The organism is Psychrobacter sp. I-STPA10 (genome assembly GCF_021012795.1).
GTDB lineage: Bacteria > Pseudomonadota > Gammaproteobacteria > Pseudomonadales > Moraxellaceae > Psychrobacter.
Map to the genome: position 1 here is coordinate 1 of NZ_VFYU01000003.1, position 16,274 is coordinate 16,274.

The 16,274-nt window shown below is 39.9% G+C and carries 12 protein-coding genes; 4 read left to right on the forward strand and 8 right to left on the reverse strand.

From position 1 onward, the window contains the following. Nucleotides 1-171: 171 nt before the first annotated feature. On the forward strand, nt 172-714 hold the full coding sequence (yiaA, locus tag FHK89_RS01145; protein ID WP_230655866.1) for an inner membrane protein YiaA: 543 nt from the start codon (nt 172-174) through the stop codon (nt 712-714). A gap of 44 nt (nt 715-758) precedes the next feature. On the opposite strand, the gene mnmC is transcribed toward yiaA, so the two are convergent. The 4 genes from mnmC to ispZ form a co-directional block, all read right to left on the reverse strand. Continuing rightward, nucleotides 759-2,840, reverse strand: a complete 2,082-nt coding sequence (gene mnmC / locus FHK89_RS01150) for an FAD-dependent 5-carboxymethylaminomethyl-2-thiouridine(34) oxidoreductase MnmC (RefSeq protein ID WP_230655867.1) — start codon at nt 2,838-2,840, stop codon at nt 759-761. Nucleotides 2,841-2,913: 73 nt separating this feature from the next. After that, a complete protein-coding gene (locus FHK89_RS01155) occupies nt 2,914-3,420 on the reverse strand; it encodes a hypothetical protein (RefSeq protein ID WP_230655868.1) in 507 nt (168 codons plus the stop codon). A gap of 6 nt (nt 3,421-3,426) precedes the next feature. Then, on the reverse strand, nt 3,427-3,732 hold the full coding sequence (locus FHK89_RS01160; protein ID WP_230655869.1) for a YciI family protein: 306 nt from the start codon (nt 3,730-3,732) through the stop codon (nt 3,427-3,429). A 66-nt stretch (nt 3,733-3,798) separates the two neighbouring features. Beyond that, a complete protein-coding gene (gene ispZ / locus FHK89_RS01165; protein ID WP_230655870.1) occupies nt 3,799-4,359 on the reverse strand; it encodes a septation protein IspZ in 561 nt (186 codons plus the stop codon). 458 nt (nt 4,360-4,817) lie between these two features. On the opposite strand from ispZ, the gene FHK89_RS01170 reads away from it, so the two are divergent. Together FHK89_RS01170 and FHK89_RS01175 are read left to right on the forward strand one after the other, a co-directional pair. After that, nucleotides 4,818-5,714, forward strand: coding sequence for a PHP domain-containing protein (locus FHK89_RS01170; RefSeq protein WP_230655871.1), 897 nt, complete (start codon nt 4,818-4,820; stop codon nt 5,712-5,714). Nucleotides 5,715-5,879: 165 nt separating this feature from the next. Continuing rightward, nucleotides 5,880-7,205 carry a GGDEF domain-containing protein gene (locus FHK89_RS01175; RefSeq protein WP_230655872.1) on the forward strand — a complete coding sequence of 442 codons (1,326 nt, stop codon included), beginning with the start codon at nt 5,880-5,882 and terminating at the stop codon, nt 7,203-7,205. A gap of 224 nt (nt 7,206-7,429) precedes the next feature. Here FHK89_RS01175 and truD read toward each other — a convergent pair whose 3' ends face one another. From truD to miaB, 4 genes are all read right to left on the reverse strand, one after another. Next, nucleotides 7,430-8,536: a tRNA pseudouridine(13) synthase TruD gene (gene truD, locus FHK89_RS01180; protein ID WP_230655873.1), complete on the reverse strand. Its 1,107-nt coding sequence runs from the start codon at nt 8,534-8,536 to the stop codon at nt 7,430-7,432. A 356-nt stretch (nt 8,537-8,892) separates the two neighbouring features. Then, nucleotides 8,893-9,900, reverse strand: coding sequence for a regulatory protein RecX (locus FHK89_RS01185; RefSeq protein WP_230655874.1), 1,008 nt, complete (start codon nt 9,898-9,900; stop codon nt 8,893-8,895). Between the two features lie 284 nt (nt 9,901-10,184). Beyond that, on the reverse strand, nt 10,185-11,246 hold the full coding sequence (gene recA / locus FHK89_RS01190) for a recombinase RecA (protein WP_230655875.1): 1,062 nt from the start codon (nt 11,244-11,246) through the stop codon (nt 10,185-10,187). Nucleotides 11,247-11,653: 407 nt separating this feature from the next. Beyond that, a complete protein-coding gene (miaB, locus tag FHK89_RS01195) occupies nt 11,654-13,114 on the reverse strand; it encodes a tRNA (N6-isopentenyl adenosine(37)-C2)-methylthiotransferase MiaB (RefSeq protein WP_230656032.1) in 1,461 nt (486 codons plus the stop codon). An 887-nt stretch (nt 13,115-14,001) separates the two neighbouring features. Here miaB and FHK89_RS01200 point away from each other — a divergent pair. After that, nucleotides 14,002-16,083, forward strand: a complete 2,082-nt coding sequence (locus tag FHK89_RS01200; protein WP_230655876.1) for a lytic transglycosylase domain-containing protein — start codon at nt 14,002-14,004, stop codon at nt 16,081-16,083. The last annotated feature ends 191 nt before the right edge of the window (nt 16,084-16,274 follow it).

Genomic DNA, 16,274 nt, shown 5'->3' on the forward strand with positions numbered 1-16,274 from the left:
CCCCTCCTAACCTCCCCCTTAAAAAGGGGGAGGAACTGGTTTTTAAGTCCTCCCCTTACTTCAAGGGGAGGGTATGGGAGGGGTCATATATGATTTTATAAAATAAAGTTGAGAGTGAGGTATATACCATATATAAATAATCAAAATAAGTTATGATAAATAAGGAAAATCATGAATAACTCTATTGATAAACATCAGTTAAGTGCTTATCAGCCAACAGCAGCTTATGTAGGGGCATCTTGGGCAGTAATGCTTGTTGGAATTTTGGCTTTTTTATTTGGTTTATGGAATGCAGCAAGCATGCAAATGAACGAAAAGGGCTATTATCTGGCAGTATTAGCACTGGGATTATATGCCGCTATTAGTCTGCAAAAAACCTTACGTGATAAGTCTGAGGGTATACCAACCACAAACTTATATTATTGGATTAGTTGGACAGCTTTGGCATTATCTGTGGTGTTAATTATTTTAGGTTTATTTAATGCAGGAAGCTTGAGCTTAAGTGAAAAAGGATTTTACTTAATGTCATTTACCATGAGTTTATTTGCTGCTATTACCATTCAAAAAAATACTCGTGATACTGCCCAAATCCAAGCTTTAGTTGCCACTAGTTCTACAACAGATGTAAATACAACCCACCTAGTTGAACAGCAGTCATCGCAAGAAGAAGGCTCATTATTTGGTAGCATTCGCTCTAAAGTGCCAGATAAATAAAAGCTATCTATTATATTTTATACCAACGATAAGTTATATTAATTCTATAATGGCGTTTGCAGCCGTTGCCGTTGTGGTGATATTTGATTCAGCATCTGAGTGGACAAAGGGGGAAATTGTCCTGTCATGTTATCTGCTAACGCTTCGGCACAAATGGGGGCAAACGCAAAGCCCTTTGAGCCCATGGCACAAATTGTCCAAATATGACCTGCATCATCTAGCTGCCCGACGATGGGGTGATAATCAGGTGTTTGCGCCCTGATACCCACCCGAGCCTGCCATGCACTTATTGCCATATCGCTGTCTACGTCGCTAAGTTCAGGTATCGCGGCTATCAACTTATCATAGTTGGTTTGGTGTTCATTGTGGCGGATATCTGTGTCAGTATCATTGCGCACAAAACTTGCGCCCAATAAAAATTGTGGTTTGTCTACAACGACAGGATTTAGCTTGTCATCGCCTTGTTGCGGGGTAAATAAGGCACAATAGCCACCATATTTGAGTGGCAGTTTGGAGAGCTTGTTTAGCTGCTCGGTAGTGGGCATAAACCATGACAATTGCCCACGTATTTTACGGCAATCAAAAATGCGTGTATCTAACAGATGGCTGGCATAAGCGGCAGCAATAATGACCTTATCTATGCTAATTTTATTATTTTTATTATCGGTTTCTTGGGATAAATCTGGATTAATGGCAACTTTTAAATCAGTGTCTTTTAAATCACTGTCTTGCAAGCATAGCTGGATACTATTATCTGCTAACTGGTGAATAGCCATGATATGCCGCTGCTGAAAGTTAATTAATGGATGCGCAAGGATAAACTGCGCTAAGGCATAAGGATTGACCAGTCCTGCCTGCGGTAAATATAAATTATTCTTGAGAGGTTGCTGACACAGACCTGTTAGCTGCTTGGCTTGTGCTTCCTCTAAGGTAGTTGCCATCTCATCTGGATAATCTGCAATCTGCTCGATATTGACATTGGCTTTGTGTAATAAATCAACCGCTGCAGTGGCAATCAATATAGGGTATGGGGTTTCGTGGTCAAATTGCCGATAAAGTCTGCCACTATATAAATAACCAATGCTGTGCAAATGCTCTGCCACATGATGGATAGGTGTCATCTTGGGTGCAAGTAATGCCCGAGGATTTCCCGATGCCCCTGCCAACGGGGCTGTTTTGTCAAAGATAGTGACTGCCATGCCCCGCTGCGCTAATGACCACGCCGTCATTAGCCCTGAGATACCTGCCCCAATAATGGCAATAGAAGTGTTGCTGTTGGCACTGTTGGCACTGTTAGCAATGCTGCTATTTTCTATGGGTGTGTCATTACACAGCATATCAGGCTGAGTATAAATGGCTGTGAGCATTTCACGTTTACGCCCAAAGCCTTTGACTTTTTTTATTGCAAATCCTGCTTCTTTTAGCCCTCTTTTCACCACCCCTGCACAGCTAAAGGTGGCTGCTGTTGTCGTCGCTTTTGATAAACGCTGCATTTGGGTAAAAATTTGCTGCGCCCACAAAGATTCATTGCATGCAGGAGCAAAGCCATCTAAAAACCACGCATCAACGCTTGCGCCATGACTATTATCGAGTTTGGCAAGACTTTCATTAGCATCACCTAGCCATAAATCTACAATAACATCGGCTTCTAGATGCAAGCGATGACAACCAGCGACCAAGGTTGGATACTGGTTGATTAACTGCTCAATAAGGGGAACAAGGGTTGGGTCTTGTTTTTGCCAACATGCCAATGCCCGCTGCAAATCAGCGCGAGTTAAAGGATATTTTTCGGTACTGATAAAATGCAGACGTGGGGAAGATTGACTTTGAGTGTCTGCACTAGTATGTATCTGTCGCCATAACTGCCATGTGACTAAGAAGTTTAGTCCTGTACCAAAACCAAGCTCAGCGATGGTAAAAGTTTGCTGCCCTGTTAGTTGAGAGAGTTGAGAGAAACGCTTGGCTAATTGGTTTTGTTGGACAAATACATAGCGGCTTTCAGCAAGTCCATCGACAATAGAGTAATAGACATCACCAAAATCATTAGAAAAAGGCACCTCATTACCTAGCTCATCGTACCTCCAATCAAGTTTTGCAGGGGTAATAATAGATGAGGACTCAGACATAAATACCACCTTTTAGCCTGTTAGCGGCTACCAGCTAACGATTAACTACTAACTCTTAAATTTCAATGAGCAATTACCAACGTTCACGGCGCGCAAACACCAACCAACCAATAAATATGCCCACCAATATACCGGCAACCACGGTCATTGCCCCATACATATAAAGCTGTCCACTACGCTCATTGACCAAGACATTCACTTGCGTTTGCAAGTCATTAACATCTCTTTGTAATTGTGCATTACGGCTAAGCAGTTGTTGATTGGCTTCAGATAACTCACTTGGTGTGGGTTGTAGCTGACTTGCTAAGGTATTGTTGTTTGTATTGGTATTTGCAGCATTAGTACCTGTACTATTGGGGCTGTTATTCACTGCATTATTTGCTGAACTGTTAGCTGTATTATTAGGTGCGTCATTATTGACTATGACAGTGGGTTCAGCCATTGCAGAGGTAACGACTGTTAAGGGTAAGAATGACAGGAAAGGTAGAATACTGACTATAGCCAATGTTCCCATTCTTTTTGTTAATTTATTTTGTATGGTATGGTGATATAGGTGAGGGTTGTTACGCTGAGATATCATGAGTGATTAAGATTCCGTCGCAGTAGGTAGGGCTTGAATAAAAGGTTTGACATCAACATGGCTATACACGCCAGCCTGTAGATAAGGCTCATCATTGACCCACGCTTGTGCTGCTGCAATATCTTCAAACTTAGCAATCACCACACTGCCCGACATCTCAGGTTCACCATGTATAATCGGCGTAGGGCCTGCAATGATTAGCCGGCCTTGTGCCTCAAGCTCTTGAAGGCGTTTAATGTGCTCAGGGCGAGTGGCTTGTCGCTGCTTGGTAGAATTGGCAACATCGTATCCGATGATAACAAATAATGGCATATTACTGTCCTATATGATGATGTAGAAATCTAATAAATGTAACAATATAAGAGATTATGAATACATTTAGTCTTTTGGTGGTTGTTTTTGTTCGGTAATCTCTGGATTAAGATGGTTTTTTAAGATGACAAATTGTCCAATCATAAAGACCAACATAAAGGGTATCCAGCCATAAGTTTTAAAATCAATCCAAGTTTGTTCAGAGGTATAAAAAGCAAAATAATATTGTAATCCTGCCATCAAAATAAAATAGCCTGCCCAAGCCAAAGTTAGTTTATTCCAGCCTGAAGGAGTTAGACGAAAAACAGTTTTCATCGCCATTTGTAATAAAGGGCGGTTAACTATCACACTGATAATTAAGGCAACTGCAAAGATTGCATTAATAACAGTGGATTTCCACTGTAGAAAAATTTTATCACGTAAAATAAGAGTCAAACCACAAAATAAAATGGTCAAAATTAAAGTGACCCATTGTTGTTTATCAAGTTTTCCTTTTTGCTTTAGTAAATGTAAGGAATAGACAGCAAGTGTTGCTACCAATAAAGCGCCTGCTCCAGCTAAGATGCCATATTGTTTGGCAGCAATAAAAAAAGCGATTAACGGTATAAAATCTAAAAGAGCTTTCATACGCACAAAGAACCTAAATTAAGTTGATTAAGGCGTAGTTTACACTTCTGTCGTTATAAAAAAAAGTAACCCACGCAAAGACCCACCAACAATCTATAAAATTGCGTCAGTCCTATAAAGATAAACAGGTAACAAACCCTATGCATAACTGCACCCATTCTCAATCAAGACAACGTCATCATTAAGAACCTGTATTCATAATCCAAAATCAGGGGAGTTTTAAACTAAAATTGTTTAATACAAGGCAAATTTTGGGGCGAATAGTCACTCTATTTAACCCAAAATTTAACGCCGTAGTACGTCTATTTTAGGCAAAAAGCCACCATTATGGGTTGTGAATACAGGTTCTAAGACTGTTTAAGTTATTAAATTTATTAATAATGACTATAATCATTTGCTTTCACTATAAAATAAAAATACACTGCCATAAACCCATTATCTATGTTATGCCAATTTTTATGTCAACCACCTTTAGCTCTGCTGCAGTAAAAACAGATTTACACAGTCACAGTACCTTCTCAGATGGTACTTATACCCCCACACAGTTACTTAATCTTGCCAAAGAAGCAGGTATTAAGGTATTTGCTTTGACTGATCATGATACTTTAACAGGTATAGCCGAGGCACAGACTGCCGCAAAATGTCATGATATTCAATTAATTAGTGGAGTGGAGATCAGTTGTGAGCATATTTTGACGGGGGGTTATGGTAAAAATAAAGCCAAACAAAAAGTCATTCATGTATTAGGATTGGGTTTTACAGATTTTACACAAATGAATGCGACGCTTAGTAAAATCCAGACGAGCCGAGCCAATCGTGGGTATGCAATTGTAGAGAAACTTGCAAAGATTACTCAGCTACCCGTCGCAGAGTTATGGGCATCGGTATTGACAAAGGCAGAAGGCAATGCCAAGGCAGTAGGGCGTGCACATATTGCCAAAGTGCTTTATGAGCGGGGCATTGTCAAAACCATGCAGCAAGCTTTTGATAAATATTTGGCAGATAACAAGCCTGCTTATGTTGCCATTGAATCGCTGAGTATGGCAGATACCATTGAGTTAATCCATGCTTGTGGTGGCAAGGCAGTATTGGCACATCCAACACGCTATCAATTATCTGCAACTCGTGTACGCAAACTCATCGCTGATTTTGCCCAGATGGGTGGCGATGCGTGTGAGCTACCAAGTGCTGATGAGCCTATTAGTACCCGCAAAATGGTTGATCGTAGTGTGGCAGAGCATGGACTTGCGGTATCTACAGGTAGTGATTTTCATGGGACGACCATGCCTTGGCGACGTTTAGGCGATGTGCCTAAATTGGCAGAGTCACAAAGACTGATCACTCTTAGTTTGTAATGCTGAAGGCATTGTTTTTGGTATAAAAATTGCTCTATTTAAAGCGGCTTTATTTAAATCATTGTTAATTAATTAATAATAGTAATTTTTATATAAAAATATTATCATCCCTATCTTTTATATTTAATTTTTTAAGTTGTATCCGCAGCCAAGTTGCCATTGCTTATGATTAGTAGATTTTATGACTATTTGCGTGACAATCTAGTACCAGTTTTTTTATATTGGAAGGCTGCCGATAAAGCGGTCTTGTTAGGCTCTTTTATTTTAATAGAAACACTGATGCATTGGTGTTGGTTATTATTTATTTGGCTTAACTCTGCACATGTCAGCCCCTTTGTGGATATTGACTTAATCCCCTCAGTATTTATTGGTTGCAGTGTTTTTATTCTGATATTTTCTGTATTGACTGCCCAATTCCTAAAAATAAAAAACAGCGCATCTCAGTTATTTCGCTACCAGCTTTTTTTATTTATTATCTACAGTTTATATATCTCAATAGTGATGAAATTGGTCGGGCAAGATAGTTTTGTCTCGGGAGTTGCGCTTATTGGTGGCACCATATTGGCGATGATGCTCATCGATCGGCGGATTGTTTTGTGGGGATTTTTAATACAATGTATTTTATCGATCATCTATGTTATTACGCCGTATTGTAGTATTGAGCTTCCCTCCCTTAAACGTACCATTTTATTTACCATCTTATATCAACAGCCAGAAGCATTGGAGCTGCGATGGTGGTATGCAGAATTAGCAAGTGCTCGTTTGCCTGAGCTGATGTCAAGACAGGGCCAGCTATTTTGGCATTTGTGTTATATATATTTTGCGTTTCCAAAAGCCATTGTTATTATCTATGTGATGAAAAAACTGCTCGATGTCTTTGATCAAAATAAAGCCAGTTTTCAGTATCAAGCTGAGCATGATGAACTGACAGATCTTAAAAATCGTCGTAGTATTTATCATATTATGCGTCAGCAAATCTGTGATCAGGATAATTATGATGACATGAGTATTATTTTAATTGACTTAGATTATTTTAAAAAAATCAATGATGTGTATGGACATTTGGTTGGTGATGAAGTACTCAAGTGGGTCGGTATTCAGCTTAATAAGCAATTACCAAATGGCTGTAGCACAGGTCGCTATGGTGGTGAGGAGTTTTTAGTATTATTGCCGAATAGCTCACAAGCTCAGGCAATTCGTATTGCCAAAAACTTACAGTTACAGTTTGCGCAATCTGCCATTGCTATTGAGGATTCGGTCACACTAAATATAACGGCAAGCTTTGGTGTGGCTACTTTAGACTTAGCTTTACTCAATGAAATCAGACAGAATTTTAACACTCAAAAGCGTCATACCTTAAATATTACGATGATCAGCTCTGAGGTAGATGACACTCTAAAGCGTCTCATCAGTCAGGCAGATCAAGCTTTGTATCAAGCCAAATCACTTGGGCGTAATCAGGTACAAAGTGAGCCAGTGTTGATGAAGTAACGTTTTCAAGTTTGCTAGTGTACTTTACTCAATATGATGGATTTATGTGAAATTTACCATTGATATATTTAGCTAGGACTTACACAGTTTTATAGGTTATCGGCGACTGGTAATTATTTACTCGCTGGCTGTACGTAGTTCCAGAGGCTTCGTAAATAACTCCCAGTTCCCTTATAAGACTAATATCGCATTCTTACGTAATTCCTACCATTGATATATATTAGTTATTTTATCAGTGCAGACAGTACACTGGTGGCATAACTACCTGTGGGTAGACAAAAATTTAAAACCAGTAATGTCTCATTAGTTTTAGTAGAATCATCTTGCCATTGCCATGTTAGCTTGGTGAGAGGTAGTCGTAGTGCGCGCCGACTGGCTTTGATGCCTTGATTTTCTATACCATTTGCTAATCGTGTTAATAGCTCAGATGAAGCAACAATATGTTGCTCTAGATCTTTGACGCTGCCTTGTACTTTGTCATTGTTTTTGCCCCACATCACTGCCGTTGGATGAATGTCCCCTTCAGCTAGGCGTTGTTTTAACGTTTCATCCATACATTCAGTAGCAAAGATAGAGCCACTACCATTGAGGTTAAAAGCATCACCATCCATACCTGTCTGCCATGTATCATTGACAATACGTGCTGCTAAAATTTGATTAAATATTAAGCTACGGGCAGCCGATAACAATATGGATTGAGTATCACGGTTTTTTTTGCCGTGGCTGGGTCTGCCATTGATGGTGCCATGTTCAAACCATTCTAATGCTTGTGCAATATTTCTACCTGCAATACCAAAACGCTGTTCACCAAAATAGTTGGGTACGCCATGTTTTGCAATGTGTGTTAGCTGGGCTTCAATTTGTTGTTTATCGCCCATCACATCACGTAAAGTCAGGATAAACTCATTGTATTTATGAGTACCACGATTGAGCTTTTTGTTATGCCAATGCGTATCTAATACTTTGGCGTATTCAGATTTTTCTGGTTCATCTAAGGTAAAGGAAGTAGCGGGTAGCTGGCGTTTGGGTAGTCTTAAGCTAAACCATTGTCGTGTGATGGCATGGCGATCTTTTAATCCTGAATAGCCAACATCACGCCGTGATATATTTGCCCAGTCTGCCAAAGCATTAGCCACAAAGGTTGTATTCATACCTCTTTTTTCGATGTATAGCCATAGATGCTCACCTTCTTCACTAAAGTCGATATTGAGTATTTCATTGACGATAAAATCTTCAGCACTTTGTTTGTAGTGAGCTGAAACGATGCTTGCTTTTGTTGGTTGCGGCAGGTTTTGTATGTCAATTGAATTTATATCTATCGTTGTATTCATTATGATGTCTGCTTTTATCAAGAAATTTATCAAAAATAGGACTTACGCAAACGTACAATATTTGTCTTAATCAAGCGGCTGGGAATTATTTATGAAGCCTCTGGAACTACGTACAGCCAGCGAGTAAATGATTACCAGACGCTAATAATCTATGAAACTGCGTAAGTCCTAAAAAAGAAATAATAGGGGATAGGAGGTTATTTGGCTAGTACTTACGCAAAAATACGATATTAACCTTAAAAAGCGACTGGGAATGATATTGCGCCTCTAAAACTATGTACAGCCAGTCTACTTGATAAAAAAATAATGATTTGCAGCCGCTCATAATCTAGAACAATGCGTAAATCCTATGATTGTTAAAAGCGTTCATCTAAGGTTGATAGATTATATTTGATGGCATCAAAGCAAATATCGGCTTGAAAGCCGCGGTACTGCAAAAACCTAAGCTGACGTGCTTTGTCTTTGGGTGTGCTAGGAATGTCCTCACCATATTTTTTTACCCGAGCTTCTACTGCCAGCTTTAGCCAGTCCACACCCTCTACTAAGTCATCTGTTGCCATCATATCAGTAAATGTCTTTGACTCTGCATTTGCCATATCAATTAGTTCATCAATATTACAGGGAATGTCAACTTGGCGTTGATAAAATTCTTGCTTGATCCGGGTGCGTCCTCGATGTTTACGGATACCTTCTCGGATAAGCATCAAAGCAGTACGCATCTCGCTTTGGTAGCCTTTTTCGGCAAACTCTATCAATAGGGCGTCAATTTTAGCAGGGTCTTGTTCTTTATCGAGCAGTTTTTGTTTTAATTCGGCTGCTGAGTGTTCTCGGCAAGATAAATAATAAAATGCCAGCCAACGTAGGCGGCTATCTGCTTTTATTTGTTCTATTGCAGCGGCTCGTTGCTCAGGAGTTTTTAAATACGCATGTAGAGCAGGGGGCAATTCATGCAGTGAGACGGACGACTCCGTTACGGTTGTTGTCGATGTATCATTTTCCGTACGAGCTTGCGTTAAGATACTTTTGATGGTTGGTGCATCGGGGGCAGTATAGGTGGTGTCTATGTCAGTTTTCGGTTGATAGTTGGTAGCAGGGTGGAATTTTTTTTGTTTTTTGCTGCTTTTTTGCTGAGTTGATTTTTTCTTGACGGATTTGTGGTTGTCAAACTTAGCAGCATCTTTGTTGGAGTGCTGAATTGGGCGTTTTTGTTTGGACGCGTGATGATTTATAGGGGGGGAGCTTGTATGATAATTTGTAGGCTGCTGAATGTTCTTATGAGGGTTATTTTTTTTATCATCATCATTAGAGTGAGAAGATGGATTAGAGTTCTCTGCTAAGATTTCTGCCAATGTTTTAATCTGCATTGAGGTTACCTAATATCTAATCATGTCTATTTAATCTTAATCATGTTTGTTGAGGGTGTGTAAAACAATGTACTCTACCGCTATACTTTACTTTGTTTATGGCTTGTAGGGTACATTGCCACACCTTCTATAGTCTGCCTACTATAAATCCACCACGGTGTCTCGCTAGATGGACTACGTGTACTATCTTCACTCGGTTGCCTTGTGGTGAAATTATATTAGATTGACTATATCCGATATCTATTCAATGTGATATCTAATATCAATTAAAGTAGATGCTAAGTTTATTGCTCAGTATCATCTTGCATCACAGTTGGGTCAGTTTCGCTGTCGTTTTCCTCGGAAGCCTTCTCACCTGTATTGAGTTTTTCTGCTCGTATCTTAGCTTCAATTTCTTCAGCGATGGCAGGGTTTTCTTTTAGATAAATGACAGAATTGGCTTTACCTTGACCAATTTTATCATCACCATAGCTATACCATGCACCCGCTTTGCCAACCACACCAATATCGACGCCAAGGTCAACCACTTCGGCTAAGTGGTTAGTGCCTTCGCCATAGGTAATTTCAAACTCTGCCTGACGAAACGGTGGTGCCATTTTATTTTTAATCACTTTTACTCGAGTTTGGTTACCGACGACTTCATCACCATTTTTAACTGAACCAATACGGCGAATATCAAGACGTACTGAGGCATAAAACTTCAAGGCATTACCACCAGTGGTGGTCTCTGGAGAGCCAAACATCACCCCAATTTTCATCCGAATTTGGTTGATAAAGATAACCATACAATTAGAGCGTTTGGCATTACCAGTGATTTTACGCAAGGCTTGACTCATCAGGCGGGCTTGTAGACCCATATGGCTATCACCCATTTCACCCTCAATCTCGGCACGAGGTGTTAGGGCAGCAACCGAGTCAATCACTATCATATCAAGCGCACCTGAGCGTACTAACATATCGGTAATTTCTAACGCTTGCTCACCATTATCAGGTTGAGATACCAATAAATCGTCGGTATTTACGCCAAGTTTACGTGCATAAATTGGGTCTAGGGCGTGCTCTGCATCGATAAAGGCACATGTACCGCCTTGCTTTTGACACTCGGCAATGGCTTGTAGCGTTAGCGTTGTCTTACCTGAACTTTCAGGGCCATAAATCTCAATGATACGACCTTTGGGTAAACCGCCAATACCAAGAGCGATATCTAGCCCAAGTGAGCCTGTTGAGACTACATCGACATCTAGTGTTGCTGAGTCATCACCTAAGTGCATGATGGTGTTTTTACCAAATTGCTTTTCAATTTGACCCAGTGCCGCTTTGAGTGCTTTTGCTTTATTCTCGTCCATAATAATATCCTATGTGTGTTGTAACTTAGTGAAGTAAGTCATACCTATAATGGAAGTTGGGGTTAACTTATTTAATAAATTGTTTGTGATGGCATCATTATAAGCAAAGCAATGCAGAGAAGATAGAGTCGTTTGTTGTCTATGCGACATATACTGTCGTTTAGAATCATGATGAGCTTTTAGACAGCCATAGCTTATTCATTTATAAGAATTATTAATTTTTATATGAAAGTAAAAAACAGCTATATCCCTTGTAGATATTAGCCCAAAGGGGTGAATGTTCAACAGGCTCTAGAGAGAGAAAATAAAATAAAGTGGTGAGATGGTGAATTAGCAACTAAAAAAATCAGGCAGATTAATATCATAATCTGCCTATATGTAATTTATCTATAATTTGCTTATAGCTCTTAGTCTAATATCTCGACCAATTCCCCTTTCACCATATGTGGACTAACAAAATCCGTCACTTTGACCATGACAAAATGACCCACCAGCGCATCTTCTGCACAGTCACTGTTATTATCAGCCTCATTATTTGCTGCATAATGTGGATTGGCAAACATCACAGAGCGGGTATTATCGGCTGTACCCAGAAGATTATCAGGGTGACGATTGGCAATTTGCTCAACCAAGACGCGAACTGTTTGCCCGACCATCTGTTGTGTTTTCTTTAAGGTTGATTGTTTAATAACCTCTTGAAACACTGCCAAGCGTTGTTTTTTAGTATCTAGACTGACATCGTCATATAGCTCAGCAGCAGGTGTACCGGGACGCTTTGAATACACAAAGCTATAAGAGTGGTCAAAATCTAGGTCTTTGGCAAGCTGTAGTGTTTCTTGAAAGTCTGCATCAGTTTCACCAGGAAAGCCAATAATAAAGTCACTGGATAAATGTATGTCAGGACGAACTGCTTTGAGTTTATTAATTTGGTTAATATACACATCAATGGTGTGATTGCGTTTCATCGCTGCCAAGACTTTGTTTGAGCCACTTTGAACAGGCAGATGTAAGTGTGAAACTAGCTGTGGTAGCTTGGCATAAGCATCAATGATGTCATCGGTAAATTCTAATGGATGGCTGGTGGTGTAACGAATACGCTCAATGCCATCGATATGTGCCACATAATGTAGCAGCTCAGCAAAGCGACAAATACTGCCATCGTCTTTTTCACCACGATAGCCATTGACATTTTGACCCAATAAGGTGACCTCACGCACCCCTTGCTCTGCTAGGCTATCGATTTCTGCAAGTACATCATCTAACGGGCGCGACAACTCTTCGCCACGAGTGTAGGGAACGACACAAAATGAGCAATATTTTGAGCAGCCCTCCATAATAGAGACAAAAGCACGATAGCCCTCAACCGTTGGCTCAGGTAAAAAATCAAACTTTTCAATGCTAGGAAAAGAGACATCAACTGTACCAATACGATTTTTTGGCGTAATGTGTTGCTGTTTGGCAGATTGGTCATACAATTCGGGCAGGCGGTGCAGCGTCTGTGGACCAAACACCATATCGACATAAGGCGCACGTTGCTGAATATTGTCACCTTCTTGTGATGCCACACAGCCGCCGACACCAATAACTAAGTTAGGGTTCTTTTCTTTTAACTTGCGCCAGCGTCCTAGCTCCGAAAACACTTTTTCTTGTGCTTTTTCACGGATAGAGCAGGTATTCATAATCAGTACATCAGCTTCATTGATGTCTGTGGTCACAATCATGCCATGAGAGTCGCCAAGTACATTGCCCATTTTTTCTGAGTCATAGACGTTCATTTGGCAACCTTGGGTTGCAATAAATACCTTTTTTACAGGTATAGCAGCGTCATGGGCGGCATTATCCATATTGGCATTGTCTATATTGTCCATATCAGCAGAATAGGACGAATCGTACGCATGCGCCGCATGGTTTTTAGCATGGGTGGCAGGGTCGAATACAGTTACACTCATAAAGGCTGTCCGTTATTTATTAATTGGCTGGCAAAATCAAAACTTTGGGTAGAATAACTCCATAAAATCTAAATAGAGCCATTCAACATAACTCACCATTATATCATAGGCAGGATAAGTCATCATAAATGCTGTTAAGTTGTTCTGCACATAGCGTTAGTTTACTCATAAGGCAGTTACACGTTTTGTACAGCGCAGAAAGCCATGTTAGATAACGTATCTTTAGACAGCTATGGTTTTAGGTCTAACATAAGCTATGCTTAGGGTGGATGAATCTATGGTTGAATCAATATAAAAATGGTACAAAATTTGCAGCATTTACCTGTATTATTTAAATGATAAATGAAAAGACGTTGTTTTTGCTGATAATATTTTTTCTATTGTCTGCGTAGCTTTTTTAAAGTAACGACAGTCGCTCAAATTTTTTCTAAATGACAGATGATACAGAAAAATTTGCGACAAATTGTGTCAAACATCTGTTTTTATTAGTATAACTACGGTATATTTTGTCATTCAACTAAAATTCTATTTTTATTTTTTATATGACTGCTTAAAAAAATAAATAGGTGTTTCATTATTTGTTTCATTGTTAATGAAAAGGATTTTGCTAATATTCATAAAAAAGGACCAGCCTGACCACTTTTTTTTATGCCAGATAGCCTAAGTGTTTATTTTAGCAAGGTCGCAATCGAGCAATAAAAAATAGATTAGGCACATTTAGTTTGATTGATATTAAATCGTTTATGTCAAATAAATATCACTTATTCACTTACTTAAAAATTAACTTATTAAATATTAATGGAATTATGAAAACTTACTTAGAATTTTCCAGACCTTTATCGAGCCATAATATAAATGCTTTATTGCGCCAGTCAAAAAAATATGGCGTGGTGGTGTCTGCCATCAGTATATTGGGGCTTGGACAAGTAGCGTGTGCCCAGCAATCCTATCAACCCACAGCCACAAATTATAGCAATGATGCCAGTATCACTTATTTTAACCAAGCAGCAGTGGCAGCGAAACGGGGGGATATTGGTGCGTTGTATAATTATGAGCAAATGATGGGCAATGGATTGTTTGCCGTTTATCCTGCATATTGGCGGCTTAATGATGATCTAGAATCACAAAGCTCAGCAGCCATTGCACAGTTTGCTCGGCAATATAATGGTAGCGTGATGGCAGAGAAGTTAGCAGCCGATTATGCTGAAACCAAAGCAAGATCGGGTGATTATGCTGCGGTACGACAAGTGGCAAATCTGGTTATTAATGCCGATGATAGTGAAAAATGTGCCATTGGGTTAGGTTATAACCAAAGTGGTGATACGATGCGTACGATGGCAATAAAAGATGAAGTTTGGTTGACCACCAAAAAACAGCCTGATTTGTGTGTACGGCTTGCCACTGAGCTAAATAGCAATCCAATGATTAGCAACCAAGATCGCTTAGAGCGTCTAAAGCGTATGCTTAGAGTTGGAAAAACGGGTGACATCATTGCCTTATCATCTCGTTTAGGGGTGCCGATTGACTATGCGAGTTTGGCAGAGATTCAGCTAAATCCCAACACATTTTTAAATCGCTTTAAAAGCCAACCTCCAAGTCAGCTAAATCAATATCTATATTTATACGCTATTGGACGTATGGCAGATAAGTCATATCGGGAAGCGGCGGCGCAATTAAATTATGATGTGCGTGAAGATAGTATGCGAATTCAGCCGTTATTAACCGATGCCACTCGCCAATATGCCTATCGTATCATTGGTGTGAAACGTATGAACTATAATACCGATGATGGTTTTAGTAATGAGGCAGTGGAGTGGTTTCGTCAAAGTTTGGGACAGCCATTTAATTTTGAAGAAGCAGAAGACTATGCTCAAGCTGCCATACGTTTTGGACAGTGGGCAGACTTGGTGACGGCTATTAGTAGTATGAGCACAGAGACGCAAAAAGAATCCATCTGGCAGTATTGGTTAGCGCGAGCTTATGAGCAAGTTGGAGATGCCAGCAAAAAATCCTTGGCAAAGCAGATGTATCAAACCCTTGCGCGCTCAAATGACTACTATGGACTATTGGCAAAAGATAAGATTGGTCTGCGTTATAATGCTGCTGAGCAAGGTGGGCAACGCATGCCTGTGGTAACCGATTATGATCGCCAGCGAGTGATGCAAGATCCCAATTTTGCACGTGCGTTTACATTATATGATGCAGGTGCAGAGCGTGGCTATGCCAATCGAGAATGGAATTGGGCAGTCAAAAAGGCACGAGATAATTGGGATAATGCGCTGATTATTGCCGCCGCCCGTTTGGCTTATGATAAGGGCTGGCTAGATCGGGCCATCTATGCCATTGATAGCACTGATACCATCAATGCTCTGGCTTTATCACATCCAATGCCATATCAAGACTCGGTTGTTCGTTATAGCCAAATGGCAGGTATTGATCCTGCTTGGGCTTATGGCATCATGCGTCAAGAGAGTCGCTTTGTATCCTCAGCACGTTCAGGGGTTGGTGCAAGTGGCTTGATGCAAATCATGCCTGCGACAGCAAAATATATTGCTCGTAATCTTGGTGAGCCATATAGCTCAAGTCGTGCCAATAATGGAGATACCAATATCCGTTATGGTACTTGGTATATGAGTGATATTTTGGCAAAATTAAATTATCAGCCAGTTTTAGCCACCGCAGGCTATAATGCTGGGCCCAATAAAGCAAAACGCTGGCAGCCAAACTATGGACAATTAGCGGCGGATCAATATGTGGAAACCATTGCGTACCCTGAGACACGCAATTATGTTAAACGAGTGATGGAAAACGCCACTATTTATAGCAGCTTATTAGGGCACCCAATACCCATCAGTCAGCGTATGGGGGTTATTCCAGCAAGTTTTTAGGCTTAAGCTTAAAACCATTGGTTAACAACATTTATTATGTATTGATATAAAATTAAAGTCATGCTAGGTCAGTAAATAAATATATTAACCATAGCATTACAAATTACCTGACATTATAAAGCTTAGAGGCAGATACAATAGTTATAATAAATTCTAGATACTTTTTTTGAATCATTGTTTTTGGATCAATA